This is a genomic window from Pseudorhodoplanes sp. (assembly GCF_059499825.1).
In genome coordinates this window covers 346,722-360,089 of the sequence record NZ_JCABZI010000001.1, presented here as the reverse complement: position 1 = coordinate 360,089, position 13,368 = coordinate 346,722, and the positions used below count along the sequence as shown (strand labels likewise).

At 63.6% G+C, this 13,368-nt stretch carries 14 protein-coding genes; 4 read left to right on the top strand and 10 right to left on the bottom strand.

All coding sequences use genetic code 11. The features are described from left to right. The first annotated feature begins 19 nt into the window (after positions 1-19). Complete coding sequence (locus tag AC5I5I_RS01825) at positions 20-919, top strand: DMT family transporter (protein ID WP_495969411.1); 900 nt, start codon at positions 20-22, stop codon at positions 917-919. Between the two features lie 63 nt (positions 920-982). Here AC5I5I_RS01825 and AC5I5I_RS01820 read toward each other — a convergent pair whose 3' ends face one another. From AC5I5I_RS01820 to AC5I5I_RS01800, 5 genes are all read right to left on the bottom strand, one after another. Then, positions 983-1,327, bottom strand: a complete 345-nt coding sequence (locus tag AC5I5I_RS01820) for a septal ring lytic transglycosylase RlpA family protein (RefSeq protein ID WP_495969410.1) — start codon at positions 1,325-1,327, stop codon at positions 983-985. Positions 1,328-1,497: 170 nt separating this feature from the next. Beyond that, on the bottom strand, positions 1,498-1,980 hold the full coding sequence (locus AC5I5I_RS01815; RefSeq protein ID WP_495969409.1) for a DUF1178 family protein: 483 nt from the start codon (positions 1,978-1,980) through the stop codon (positions 1,498-1,500). Next, positions 1,977-2,870 (bottom strand): carbon-nitrogen hydrolase family protein, encoded by an 894-nt coding sequence (locus AC5I5I_RS01810; protein WP_495969408.1) that lies wholly within the window; start codon positions 2,868-2,870, stop codon positions 1,977-1,979. Before AC5I5I_RS01810 ends, AC5I5I_RS01815 begins: the two co-directional genes overlap by 4 nt. Further along, positions 2,867-3,139 carry a glutaredoxin 3 gene (gene grxC / locus AC5I5I_RS01805; RefSeq protein ID WP_495969407.1) on the bottom strand — a complete coding sequence of 91 codons (273 nt, stop codon included), beginning with the start codon at positions 3,137-3,139 and terminating at the stop codon, positions 2,867-2,869. Before grxC ends, AC5I5I_RS01810 begins: the two co-directional genes overlap by 4 nt. 22 nt (positions 3,140-3,161) lie before the next feature. Continuing rightward, positions 3,162-3,959, bottom strand: coding sequence for a ComF family protein (locus AC5I5I_RS01800; RefSeq protein ID WP_495969406.1), 798 nt, complete (start codon positions 3,957-3,959; stop codon positions 3,162-3,164). A gap of 113 nt (positions 3,960-4,072) precedes the next feature. On the opposite strand from AC5I5I_RS01800, the gene AC5I5I_RS01795 reads away from it, so the two are divergent. After that, positions 4,073-4,915: a methyltransferase domain-containing protein gene (locus AC5I5I_RS01795; protein ID WP_495969405.1), complete on the top strand. Its 843-nt coding sequence runs from the start codon at positions 4,073-4,075 to the stop codon at positions 4,913-4,915. Here AC5I5I_RS01795 and AC5I5I_RS01790 read toward each other — a convergent pair. The 4 genes from AC5I5I_RS01790 to AC5I5I_RS01775 form a co-directional block, all read right to left on the bottom strand. Beyond that, positions 4,912-5,097: a Flp family type IVb pilin gene (locus AC5I5I_RS01790; RefSeq protein ID WP_495969404.1), complete on the bottom strand. Its 186-nt coding sequence runs from the start codon at positions 5,095-5,097 to the stop codon at positions 4,912-4,914. The two genes, AC5I5I_RS01795 and AC5I5I_RS01790, sit on opposite strands and share 4 nt — an antisense overlap. Before the next feature lie 24 nt (positions 5,098-5,121). Beyond that, positions 5,122-5,526, bottom strand: a complete 405-nt coding sequence (gene mutT, locus AC5I5I_RS01785) for an 8-oxo-dGTP diphosphatase MutT (RefSeq protein ID WP_495969403.1) — start codon at positions 5,524-5,526, stop codon at positions 5,122-5,124. Between the two features lie 58 nt (positions 5,527-5,584). Further along, positions 5,585-6,826 (bottom strand): bifunctional glutamate N-acetyltransferase/amino-acid acetyltransferase ArgJ, encoded by a 1,242-nt coding sequence (argJ, locus tag AC5I5I_RS01780; protein WP_495969402.1) that lies wholly within the window; start codon positions 6,824-6,826, stop codon positions 5,585-5,587. Between the two features lie 114 nt (positions 6,827-6,940). Next, entirely contained in the window at positions 6,941-7,822 is an 882-nt protein-coding gene (locus AC5I5I_RS01775; RefSeq protein ID WP_495969401.1) for a peptidylprolyl isomerase, read from the bottom strand. A 344-nt stretch (positions 7,823-8,166) separates the two neighbouring features. On the opposite strand from AC5I5I_RS01775, the gene secA reads away from it, so the two are divergent. Next, on the top strand, positions 8,167-10,965 hold the full coding sequence (secA, locus tag AC5I5I_RS01770) for a preprotein translocase subunit SecA (RefSeq protein WP_495969400.1): 2,799 nt from the start codon (positions 8,167-8,169) through the stop codon (positions 10,963-10,965). A gap of 150 nt (positions 10,966-11,115) precedes the next feature. Further along, positions 11,116-11,712: an HPF/RaiA family ribosome-associated protein gene (locus AC5I5I_RS01765; RefSeq protein WP_495969399.1), complete on the top strand. Its 597-nt coding sequence runs from the start codon at positions 11,116-11,118 to the stop codon at positions 11,710-11,712. A 34-nt stretch (positions 11,713-11,746) separates the two neighbouring features. On the opposite strand, the gene AC5I5I_RS01760 is transcribed toward AC5I5I_RS01765, so the two are convergent. After that, positions 11,747-13,225, bottom strand: coding sequence for a L,D-transpeptidase family protein (locus tag AC5I5I_RS01760; RefSeq protein ID WP_495969398.1), 1,479 nt, complete (start codon positions 13,223-13,225; stop codon positions 11,747-11,749). Positions 13,226-13,368 lie beyond the last annotated feature (143 nt).

The window sequence follows — 13,368 nt, the reverse complement described above, 5'->3', positions numbered from 1 at the left end:
AAACCTGTTCTGAATCCGGATGCCCGATACCGGCTGGCTGTGGATCGTGTTCACGCTGCTGGCGGCCGCCGGACAGACGATCCGCAATGCGATGCAGCGCGAACTGACCGCGATGCTCGGCACCGCGGGCGCCACCCATGTGCGGTTTCTGTTCGGCTTCCCATTCGCGGTTCTGTTTCTGGCCGGACTGATGCTGGTCACCGGCGCGCGGCTGCCATCGCCGCCGCCGGTCTTCTGGCCGTGGGTGCTGCTAGGCATGGGCGCGCAGATCTTGGCGACCGCGCTGATGCTGATGGCGATGGGGGAACGCTCGTTCGTCGTCACCATCGCCTATATCAAGACCGAGCCGGTGCAGGTGGCGCTGTTCGGGCTGATCTTTCTCGGTGACCGGCTCACGCCTGGCATGGTGGCCGCGATCCTGATCGCGACCTCCGGAGTTATCGTGATGTCGCTGAAGCCCGACGGCGCCGCGAATGACAGCTGGCGGCCGATGCTGCTCGGGCTTGCATCCGGCGCCGCGTTCGCATTGTCGGCGATCGGCTATCGCGGCGGTATCCTCAGCCTCGGGCTATCCGACTTCGTGATGGCGGCGACCTTCACGCTGACGGCTGGCCTGCTGATGCAGGCGGTGCTGCTGTCAGGCTATCTGATGCTGCGCAGCCCGGAGGTCATGCGCGCGATCGTGAAGGCTTGGCGGCCGTCGCTGTTCGCCGGTTTCATGGGCGCGACCGCCTCGCAATTCTGGTTTCTCGCCTTCGCGCTGGCGACGGCGGCAAGCGTCCGCACGCTGGCGCTGGTCGAAGTGCTGTTCGCGCAGGCGATATCGAGCTTCGTGTTCGGGCACAAGACCACGGCGAGAGAAGGTCTCGGGATTGCGCTGATCGTGATCGGCGTGGTGCTGTTGATATGGGCGCACTGAAAAGCGGAAGCCCCCGTTCACGTCGGAACGAGGGCTTCTGAAATGGTGGGCTCGCGATGAATGTCAGCGAGCCAGTGAGACCGGCGCAAGACCTGCAAAGCCGAGCGCACGCGCCGCAGCCGGAGACAGGTCGATAACGCGCCCGCGCACGAACGGTCCGCGGTCGTTGATTCGGACCGTGACGGAGCGTCCATTCTTCTTGTTGGTGACGCGCACGCGGCTTCCGAACGGAAGCGACTTGTGTGCGGCTGTCATTGCGCCGGGATTCATTCGCTCCCCGCTTGCGGTTTTTCGGCCAGCGTAACCGTCGCCGGACCCGTAGACCGATGCAATACCGGATTCAGCTTGAGCGCCCCCTGCGAAGGAAAGACAAACTGCAAACGCCAATGCGTAGGCTCGTGCCTGCATCCAAAAAAGTCCCTCTTTTGTTGGAGAAGGCGCGCGCTTGCCGGTCGAATGCGACCACGATGTGGCAGGCTTACTACTTTGTTACCGGCGGAAAGAAATCTTGAGCGAACGTTTTCCGCGTCTCAATTCGGGCCTGCATAGAGCGGAAATGTGTCCCGCCTGTGCCGAAATCAGTTTCGCTCGTCGGGCAATATCGGAAGCGGATGAAATTCGATGCCTTCGTCGAGCAATTCCTTGGCTTCGTCCGGCGATGCCTCGCCATAGATCGAACGATGCTCGGCCTCGCCGTAATGCATCTTGCGCGCTTCCTCCGGAAATTTCTTGCCGACATTGTCGGCATTCGCCGTGAGGTGGTCGCGCAGCTCTTTCAGCTTCGCCCGGAATTCCTGCTCCTGCGGCGAGATCATCGCCACCTGTTCTGGCGGGGGAGCGGAAGGTGTTTCCGCTGCCGGCATCGGCGCCTCGATACGGGCGCTGCGCTTCTTTGCACCGCGGCCGAGCGCCGGCGCCATGATCGCCTTTTCGACCTTCTTCGAATCGCAGACCGGGCAAGTGACAAGCCCGCGCTTGCGCTGCTTGTCGTAGTCCCCTGAGTCGCTGAACCAGATTTCGAAGTTATGCTTCCGCTCGCAGACGAGCGCGTATTTGATCATGCCGGATCACCAACGACATGAAGATGCGCCGGCTCCGCCATCGGCTCGATGATGTCGAAGCGGCGGCCGTGCTGCAGCGAGGGTACTTTGGCCCGCGCAGCCGCCACCGCGGCGGGGTCGATCTCCGCCATGATGACGCCGGGCTCGGTGCCGCCTTCCGCGAGGATGCGGCCCCAGGGGTCGACCACAAGGGAATGGCCATAGGTGGCCCGTCCGTTTTCGTGTTCGCCGCCCTGCGCCGCGGCCAGCACGAACGATCCGTTCTCGATCGCGCGCGCACGGATCAGCGTATGCCAATGCGCTTCCCCGGTCTGGCGCGTGAACGCCGCCGGCATCGCCAGCATCGTCGCGCCCGCTTCGGCAAGCGCACGATAGAGTGCAGGAAAGCGCAGGTCGTAGCAGATGGTCAGTCCGAACCGCGCGAACGGCAGATCGACCGCAACGGCGCTTTCGCCCGGACGGAAATTGTTCGATTCCCGATAGCTCTCGCCGCCGGCAAGGTCGACATCGAACATATGGATCTTGTCATAGCGGGCGACGATCTCGCCGCGCGGATCGATCACGAAGGCGCGGTTAGCCGCTTTTTCGGGCGACACCTTGATGGCGAGCGAACCGATATGCAGATGGATTTTCAGATCGCGCGCAAGCTTGCGGAAGGCGGCGAGGCAAATGTCCTTCTCCTCTTCCGCGATGGCGGCGAACAGATTCTCGCGCGACAGCTCCATGATGTTGGTCATCTCGGGTGTCTGCACGTATTGCGCGCCCGCCGCCGCGGCCTCGCGAATGAGCGCCGACGCCGCATCGAGATTGTTCTCCGGCTTTCGCCCGGAACGCATCTGCACCAGGCCGGCAAGAAACTTGCCGCCACCGTGATCGGGAGACCGATTCATGCTGCGGAACCGGGCTGCGCCAGCAGCGGATCGAGTTTACCGGAATCCTCCAGTGCATAGAGGTCGTCGCAGCCGCCGACATGGGTCGCGCCGATGAAAATCTGCGGCACCGACGTGCGGCCGTTGGCGCGCGCGCTCATCTCGGCCCGCAATGCGGAATTGCCGCCGACGTCGATCTCCTTGAAGGTGACGCGCTTCTTCACCAGCAAGTCCTTCGCCCAGGCGCAGTAGGGACAATATGCGGTTGTATAGATTTCGACCGGAGGCATGGGATTCACTTTGGTGAAATTACTATATGGGCGTGCGCACGCTGTCGACAACCCGCGCGAAGACCAGCACATCCACCTGGCGGGCGCCCGCCCGCAGCAGCGCGCGCGAACACGCATCCACGGTTGCGCCGGAGGTCAGGACGTCGTCGACCAGGACCACATGCCGCCGGGCGATGTCGGCCTTGCCGGAAGGTTCGACCCGGAATGCTCCCTGCACGTTGGCGGCCCGTTCGGCCTTCGACAGGCCGACCTGCTGCGGGGTGGCCTTGACCCGGCGCAAGGCCGCGTAGCTCACCGGCAAGTCCCGCGAAGCAGCCAGAAGCGTCGCCAGCGCCGCCGACTGATTGAAGCGGCGGGCCCAGATGCGGCGCCAGTGCAGCGGAACCGGCACCACGACCTCGGCGTCGGCCAGCAGGTCGGCCCCGGCACGGTCCATCCAGCGGGACATGACCGGCGCGAGGTCGAGCCGGTCGCCATATTTCAGAGCGTGGACCATGGCCCGGGAAATGTCGTCATAGCGGACCGCGGCGCGGGCGCGGGTATAGGCCGGCGGACTGGCAATCGCCTGCATCGACAGAATGCCGGGGCCGGGGTCATAGGTGAACGGGATGCCAAGTCTCTCGCAGAACGGACGTTCGATCGGCGAAAGCCTGGACCAGCACGATGCGCAAAGGCCGGCTCCATCGCCGACCGGGTCGCGACAGGACGGGCACAACGGCGGCAGCGCCACATCGAGCGCCAGCCGGACCGGCAACCGCAGCGCGGCTGCAATTTGCGACAGGCGCGTGGAGATGCGTTCGGTTATAGCGATGCCGGGCATGCGCGGAGGTCCCAACCCCGAACCATCGTAGCGCCTCGAGGAGACACGTGAAAGTGGTGGGCCCACCCCGGATCTTCGACCGTGACTTGCAGCGCCGTCGTCGGCTGCGAGCGATGCGCGGCGACCCCGTGGATTTTCTGCTCAGGCATGTTGCCCAGGAACTGTCGGAGCGGCTTCTGGTGGTGAAACGCTCGTTTGTGCGTGCGGCCGATATCGGGACGCCCGGCGACGCGTTGCGGGCCATGATGCGGTCTCAGGGGCTCGTGCCCGATCTCATCGCCGTCGATCCGCTGGTCCGCGCGCTTCGCAGCGGTGACACACTCCGATCGGTGGCCGCCGACGAAGAGGCGCTGCCCTTCGCCGATGCCTCGCTCGACTTGATCGTCTCCGCTCTCGCGCTTCAGGCCGTCAACGACCTGCCCGGAGCGCTGACGCAGATCCGCCGCGCGCTGAAGCCGGACGGCCTGTTCCTTGCGGCCTTGCTCGGCGGCGAGACGCTGACCGAACTGCGCCAGTCATTTGCCGAAGCGGAAGCGGAGGTCGAGGGCGGCGTTTCGCCGCGTGTCGCGCCGTTTGCCGACCTGCGCGATCTGGGTGCGCTGCTGCAGCGCGCGGGTTTCGCGCTGCCGGTTGTCGATGCCGACCGTGTGACCGTGCGTTACGCGACGGCGTTCGATCTGATGCGCGACCTGCGTGGGATGGGCTGGACCAATGCGCTCGTCGAACGCCGCCGTCTGCCATTGAAGCGCGCAACCTTGCTGCGCATGGCGGACATCTATGCGAGGCGATTCAGCGATCCGGATGGACGCCTGCGCGCGAGCTTCGACATCGTCTGGCTGTCAGGATGGGCGCCGCATGAAAGCCAGCAGCAACCGCTGCGTCCGGGATCGGCGAAGGCGCGGCTTGCCGATGCACTGAAGACCACCGAATTGCCGGCGGGAGAGAAACCTGGCTAGCCGGCGATGGCCGTGCTGATGGTCTCGTACATTGCCTTGACGGAATCTCCGAGCGAATTGACGGCGGTGACGATCGTGACGGCAATGCCAGCCGCGATCAGGGCGTATTCGATCGCGGTCGCACCGCGCTCGTCGCGGAGGAAGCCGCGGATCGTCCAGGTATTCTCTTTTGCCGTATCCATGCGCTTTCCCGTCTGTCTCAAGCATTACAACAGGGCGGTCAGGTGTGCGATCAACGGCTCGTCGGCCGGCGGCATCGCATAAGTCCTGAGCTTGTTCGGTCTGACCCAGGCGAGCCCCGCATGGTGGTTTGCGGTAACGTCACCGTCCCATCGCCGGCAGACATAGAGTGGCATCAGGAGGTGAAAATCAGGATAGGCGTGGCTCGCAAAGGTCAGGGGCGCAAGACAGGCTTCCCTGACAACAATTCCCAGTTCCTCCTGCAATTCGCGTATCAGCGTTTGCTCCGGTGTTTCGCCGGTCTCCACCTTGCCGCCGGGAAATTCCCAGAGACCCGCCATCGCCTTGCCTTCCGGCCTTTGTGCAATCAGCACGCGGCCATCGGCGTCGAGGAGGGCACAGGCAACGACAATAAGAAGTCTGGCGCTCACAACCGTCGATCACTCTAAAAAGCCCGGCGTTAACGGCCGCTTAAACGATACGTCGAAACTACGACCGGTAGTCGCCGTTGATGGCAACATATTCCTTGGTGAGATCGCAGGTCAGCACGCGGTCGCGCCCCTTGCCCAGGCCCAGCGCGACCTTCAGCGCGATCTCGGGCTTGCGCATGGACTCGGACACCTGGGCTTCGTCGTAGGACGGATCCCGCGCGCCCTTGGTGGCGACTCGGATGCCGTTGAACCAGATCGAGAGTTTGTCGCGGTCGGCGGGCTCGCCGGCCTTGCCGACCGCCATCACCACGCGGCCCCAATTGGCGTCCTCGCCGGCAATGGCGGTCTTCACCAGCGGTGAATTGGCGATCGACATGGCGATGCGCCGTGCCGATTTGTCGGATGTCGCGCCCTCGACCTTGATCTCGACCAGCTTGCGGGCGCCTTCGCCGTCGCGCGCGACCTGTTCCGACAGGTCCGCCAGCACGGCCTGTAGCGCCTTGCGGAACGCTTTGAGGCGCGGATCGGCGGCGCGCGCGATTTTCGGCGCGCCGCGCGCGGCCGCGGCGCCGGTCGCAAAGGCGAGCAGGGTATCGGAGGTCGAGGTGTCGCCGTCGATGGTCACGGCATTGAATGTTTCAACGACGCCCTCGCTCAGCAGCTTCTGCAAGGCGGGCGCCGATATCGGCGCATCGGTGAAGATGAAGGACAGCATGGTCGCCATGTCCGGTGCGATCATGCCGGCACCCTTGGCGATGCCGTTAATCGTGACCGTGGTCTTACCAATGCGGGCCTGCGCGGTCGCGACCTTTGGAAAGGTATCGGTGGTCATGATCGCCTTGGCCGCATCCAGGAAACGGCCGGGCGCCGCGCCGGTGACCAGCGCCTGCATCACGCCGTCGAACTTGCTGGCGTCGAGCGGTTCGCCGATCACTCCGGTAGAGGCGAGGAAGACATCGCTGGCCTTGCAGCCGACGGCCTGGGCGGCGAGTTTTGCGGTGAGCTGTGTGGCCGTGCGGCCCGACTTGCCGGTAAAGGCGTTGGCATTGCCGGAATTGACCACCAGCGCGCGGGCGGCCCCGCCCTTGAGCCGGTCCCGGCACCATTCCACCGGCGCCGACGGGCATTTCGAACGGGTGAAGACGCCGGCGACCGTCGTCCCCGCATCGAAGGATGCGAACAGCACGTCGGTGCGGTTCTTGTAGCGGATGCCGGCTTGCGCCGTGGCGATCCTGACGCCCTCGATGGGCGGCATGTCCGGCACATGTGTGGGGGCGAGCGGGGAGACGGCGGTGGACATTGCGGGCCTCTCAGCCCGGCGACAATGCGGGCGGCCCACGTCATAGCGGGACCACGGCCAAAATAAAACGGGACGCCTGCGCGTCCCGTTTCAAAATCACTGCTGGAGCGGAGGTTATTTCTTCGCCGGGGCCTTGGTGTCCGGCGTCGCGGCTGGAGCCGGAGCCGCCGGCTTGTCGCCGATCTTTTCGATCTTGGCGTCGGCACGAAGCTTCTGGATCAGATCGGCCTGCGCCTTGCGCTGCACGAAATTCTCGATCTGGTCTTTCACCTGCTCGAAGGTCGGCGGCTCCTTGGTGCGCTTATCGTCGACGCGAATGACGTGCCAGCCGAACTGGGACTTCACCGGGTCCGACACCTGGCCCTTGTCGAGCTTGAATGCGGCTTCGGCGAATTCCGGGACCATCTGATCCTTGGTGAAGAAGCCGAGATCGCCACCGCTATCCTTCGACCCGGGGTCTTTGGACTTTTCCTTGGCGATCGCCGCGAAGTCGCCGCCCTTCTTGAGATCGGCGGAGATCGCCTTGGCGTCGTCTTCCGACTCGACGAGGATGTGGCGGGCGCTGACCTCCTGCTCGTTGCCGACCTCCTTGATGGCGTCGGCATAGACTTTCTTCATTGCCTCGTCGGTCACGGCGGACTTGGCTTCGTCCTGCAGCAGCGCTTCCATCAGGAGCTTGGTCCGGGCCAGCGCGAGCTTCTTCTTGAATTCGTCGGTGTCGCCGAGCTTCTTGGCTTCAGCCGCCTTGGACACCAGGATCATGTCGCCGACATAGGTGATGAGGTAGTCTTTCTTGGCGTCGGGAGCCATCGGCGGAAGCTGGGAGCCGATATCGGCTTCCGCGGCTGCCAGGTCGCTTTCGCGAATATCAGTGCCATTGACCTTGGCAACCACCGGATCGGTCTGGGCCGCTGCGCCCGAGGGGCCGGCGACGGCAAACATGGCCGCGGCAGCAAGCGCGGGCAGCGAGAACAGGGAGGTGCGGGTCCGGGTCATAGGGGTTCCTTAAGAGGCGTGGCGCCGACGATTGCGGCGGACACTTACGCAGGCAATGGGGCTTGGCAATGCCCGAAGACCTTTAATTTTCGGCAATCGCGGCCCCTGGGACGCTGATTGACAAGGGTGTGACCCCCTCCTATTTCTCCAGATAATCCCGGCCGCACTCCCCGAATTTGCGCACGATCCGCTATATTGAGGTGCGGCCGAGACCGTTTCCGGGGTGGATTTGCGGTCGGCTGGCCGGGGGTCTCCGCGGTTTCAAAACTTCGTGTGGGAACGGCTTGGGCCGAACCGCGGTTCCAGTCGTCCGACCAAAGACGATCTGAAGAAAAGGATTTCGTATGCTTGGCGCAGTCGCCCGCAAGCTGTTCGGCTCCGCCAATGACCGGCGGATCAAGGGCTACCAGCCGCGTGTCCAGCAGATCAACGCGCTCGAGCCCGAACTCGAGAAGCTGTCCGACGACGAATTGCGCGCGCGCACCGCTGATTTCAAGAAACAGCTGGCGGAGGGCAAGACCCTCGACGACATCCTGGTCCCGGCCTTCGCCACCGTCCGCGAGGCCGGCAAGCGCGTCCTCGGCCAGCGTCATTTCGACGTTCAGCTGATCGGCGGCATGATCCTCCACGAAGGCGGTATCGCCGAAATGAAGACCGGCGAAGGCAAGACGCTGGTCGCGACACTTGCGGTGTATCTGAATGCGCTCGCCGGCAAGGGCGTGCATGTCGTCACCGTCAACGACTATCTCGCCAAGCGCGACGCCGAGTGGATGGACCAGATCTACAGCTTTCTCGGTCTGACCACGGGCATCATCGTGCACGGCCTCGATGACGAGGAGCGCAAGAAGGCCTACGATTGCGACATCACCTACGCCACCAACAACGAACTCGGCTTCGACTATCTGCGCGATAATATGAAGTACCGGCTCGAGGACATGGTGCAGCGCGGGCATGTCTTCGCCATCGTCGACGAAGTCGACTCGATTCTGGTCGACGAGGCGCGCACGCCTTTGATCATTTCCGGTCCGCTTGACGATCGCTCTGATTTCTACAACACCATCGACAAGTACATCCCGCGCCTCGACAAGACCGACTACGAGGTCGACGAGAAGCAGCGCACGGTGCATCTCACCGAAGCGGGCATGGAAAAGATGGAGCAGTGGCTGCGCGCCGACGAATTGCTCAAGGGCGATTCGCTCTATGACATCGAGAACGTCTCGACCGTGCATCACGTCAACCAGGGTCTGCGCGCGCACAAGCTGTTCCAGCGGGACAAGGACTACATCGTGCGCAACGGCGAAGTCGTGATCATCGACGAGTTCACCGGCCGCATGATGCCGGGGCGCCGCTATTCGGAAGGACTGCATCAGGCACTGGAGGCGAAGGAGCACCAGCCGATCCAGCCTGAAAACCAGACGCTCGCCTCGATCACCTTCCAGAATTACTTCCGCATGTACGACAAGCTCGGCGGCATGACCGGCACCGCGCTCACCGAAGCGGACGAGTTTCTCGATATCTACAATCTCACGGTGGTTGAGGTGCCGACCAACCGTCCGATGGTCCGTGACGATCAGGACGACGAGGTCTACCGCACCAACACGGAGAAATACCGCGCGATCATCGCGCTGCTGGAAGATTGCAAGCAGCGCGGCCAGCCGGTTCTGGTCGGTACGACCTCGATCGAGAAGTCGGAGACCCTTGCGGACATGCTGCGCAAGGAAGGCTGGCAGGCGCACGACTTCACCGACCCGAACGCTTTCGCCGCGCTCTATACCGGCGATGAGGGCGCCAAGGAGACCAAGGTGTTCGCCATCCTGAACGCGCGTTACCACGAGCAGGAGGCCTATATCGTCTCGCAGGCCGGCGTTCCGGGAGCGATCACGATCGCGACCAACATGGCCGGCCGCGGCACCGACATCCAGCTCGGCGGCAATGCCGACATGCGCATCAAGCAGGAGCTTGGCGGGGTCGAGGGCGAGGACCGCGAGAGGCGGGAGAAGGAAATCCGCGATCAGGTGGCGCGTCTGAAGGAAAAGGCGCTGGCCGCCGGCGGGTTGTTCGTGCTCGGCACGGAACGCCATGAAAGCCGCCGTATCGACAACCAGTTGCGTGGCCGTTCGGGCCGCCAGGGCGATCCCGGCCGTTCGAAGTTCTTCCTGTCGCTGGACGACGACCTGATGCGGATCTTCGGGTCGGACAAGCTCGAGGGCATGCTGACCAAGCTCGGCCTGAAAGAGGGCGAGGCGATCATCCATCCCTGGATCAACAAGGCGCTCGAAAAGGCGCAGCAGAAGGTCGAGGCGCGCAATTTCGATCTGCGCAAGAACATCCTGAAATACGACGACGTCGCCAACGACCAGCGCAAGGTGATCTTCGACCAGCGCATCGACCTGATGAAGGATGACAATGTCTCCGACACCGTGGCGGATATGCGCCACGCGCTGATCGACGAAATGGTGTCGAAACATATTCCGGAGAATGCCTATCCCGAACAATGGGACACGACCGGCCTTCAGGATGCGGTGAAGCACATCCTCAATCTCGATCTGCCGGTTCAGGACTGGGCGAAGGAAGAGGGCATCGCCGACGAGGAAGTGCGCGAGCGTATCACCAAGCGCGCCGACGAGCACATGGCGGCGAAGGTCGCGCAATATGGCCCCGAGGTGATGGGCTATGTCGAGAAGTCGATCCTGCTGCAGACGCTGGATCATCTGTGGCGGGAGCATCTGGTGATGCTCGAGCATCTGCGACAGGTTGTAGGCTTGCGCGGCTACGGCCAGCGCGATCCGCTGCAGGAATACAAGTCGGAGGCCTTCCAGCTGTTCGAGGCGCTGATCGCGAACATGCGCGAAGGCGTGACGGCGCAATTGATGCGCGTCGAGGTGATGCAGGCGCCGCCCGAAGATCAGCAGCAGCAGCTTCCCTATATGGAAGCGCACAAGATCGATCCGTTTACCGGCGAAGACGAGATGGCGTATGCGGACGCAACGCTGTCCCCGGCGATGGCGGGTGGAAACGGAACGCAGCGCGCGATCGATCGCGATCCCCAGAACCCGGCGACCTGGGGCAAGGTCGGGCGCAACGAGGTCTGCCCGTGCGGGTCCGGCAAGAAGTACAAGCATTGCCACGGCCGCTTCGGGTGATGTGATCGCGGTTCGCGCAAAAGTCTGATAATTGTCAAGGCCGGGCTCACGCCCGGCCTTTCTGCTTGGAGTGTCCGCTGTCAACGCAGCCGAACCAACCTTGCGGCTACGCGTTGGCATTCATCAGGCTGATCCAGCGAGTGACAAAAAATGCAGGTCCCTCTCGAAATTGCGTTTCACAATGTCGAGCATTCAGACTGGGCTGAAGGCGAAATTCGAAGCCATGTCGCCCGCCTCGAAGACATCTACAAGCGGCTGACCTCTTGCCGGGTGCGCGTCGATCAGCGTGCGAGCAATGCACATCAGACGATTCCACCGGTGGTGCGTATCGAAATCGGAGTGCCGGGTCACAAGGACATAGTCGTCGCGCACGAACCGGAGCGCCTGCAGCGCAAATTCCAGCGGCCGGATTTGCATAACGCGATCAACGAGGCGTTCCGTATCGCCGAACGGCAACTCACCGAGTTCAAGGACAAGCTCGCCGATCGCACCAAGACCGCGGCGACGCACGAAGCCGCCAACGAATTTCTGGGCCAGGTGGCGGAAATGGCCCCGGAAAAGGACCATGGCTTCGTGATGACCAAGGAAGGCGGGCTGCTCTATTTCCACCGCAACGCCGTGTTGATCGGCGATTTCGACCGTCTCCGGCGCGGCGATGCGGTGAGCTATGTCGAGGAGGTCGGCGATACGGGGCCGATGGCGACCAAGATCCGCGTGAAGCCGGCGACGAACGGTGCCGGCACCTGATCCGGTGGCCTGACCGCTGGCGCCTGCCGGGGGATTACCGGAAGGCGCTCCAGCGGCTGTCGAAATTGTTGGAGGACGGCGCCGGCTGCGCGCCGTTCATCATCGCGCCGGATGGAACGGGCGCGGGGGTGGGCTCAGGCGCCTGTGCCGTCTTCACCTTTGCAGCGTCATCGCGACTGGCGGCCTGACTCGGCGCCGGTGCCGCGGGTGCGGTCGATCCGCGCAGGCCGACCATCTTCGAGACCCGCTGTTTCACGCTTTCGCGCTTCGGTGCGGGCTTTGGCTCTTCTGCGACGGCCACTTGAGCCGGAGCGGGCTCAGGCTTGGTGGAGCCGGTGCGGAAGAAGTTACCGAGCTTGTCCGCAAAGCTCGGCTCGGCTGCAGGCCGTTCGGCGGCAGCTTGCGGCGTCGCGCGAGGCAACGGCACGCTCGCCGTACGCACAGGCTCTGCAGCCGGCGGCGAATTCGCAAACTCGTTGTTGTTCCAGGTCGGAGCGCTGTAGGACGCGACACTTCCGGTCGCGTTGCGATCGACGACCAGCTTCACGTTGCCGCGCTCGTCGACGACCTCGCGCGGCTGCAGCTTTGCGACGAAGGTCGGATGCATGCCGCCGTCCCGGCCGCTGCGAACCGGCGCAACCGGAGTGCCGCGCGAAGCGAGTTGCGCGAATTGCAGTTCGTCGTTGCGCTGCTTGTCGTAGACCGCCGACGCGATCTCCTGCGGGACTTCGTAGGCCGGGCATCTGCCGCGCGGACTGAAATTGGCCGGCTGGCCGCCCGGCGCCTGCGCGTTGAACACGTAGCGCCGCTCGCAGACATCGACCTTCGGCTCGAGTCTGGTGACTTCGAAATGATCGTAGCCTTCCTTGAGCATCCGCCAGAACGGGATGTTCGGGTTGTTGCGGTGCTTGGCCATGTTGGCCGGCGTCATGCGGAACGGATAGGCCTGCACCTGGAACGACTTCTGGCCGCCGAAGAACGACTCACGTCCCAGTGCGAAAATTTCCAGAATCTGCTCGTCGCTCATGGCGTAGCAACCGCGCGAGGAGCAATCGCCGTGCACCATGAGATGCGCGCCGGTGCGATCATGGGCACGGTCAAAGGCGTTCGGGTAGCCGAGATTGAAGGCCAGATAGAATTGCGAGTTCGGATTCATCTGCGCCGGGGTGATGTCGTAGAAGCCTTCCGGCGCCTGCCGATCGCCCTCTTTGACCTTTGGCCCGAGATCGCCCGACCATTTGCAGATCGGATAGGTCTTCAGCAGCGCATAGCGGCCGGAGCGATCCTTCTTCCAGACTTCGAGTTCGGACTCGGTCTTGAACACGCGCACCAGGATCGGCGAGCTGACTTCCATATTCTTGTCGGAGATTTCCGCGAGCAGCTTCGGCGGAATGGGAGCGTTTGCCTTGCCGGCGGCGTAAGGCAGGTTGCCGTCGGACTTGCAGCCCTGCAACGCCACAGCGCCCAGAAGGGCCGCCGAGATCATCAGCGTCCGCAACAAAACAGGGCGCATTCTCAAACCCTTAGCCCCCACCATCACGTCCCCAAGCGCCGGGAAGGATTGCTATCCCCCCGTCACAGCCTGTGCAAGGGCCAGCAGCCCCCGTCCGGTTGAGCATATCACGATGAACGACCGGTAAAATCACTGGAAATACA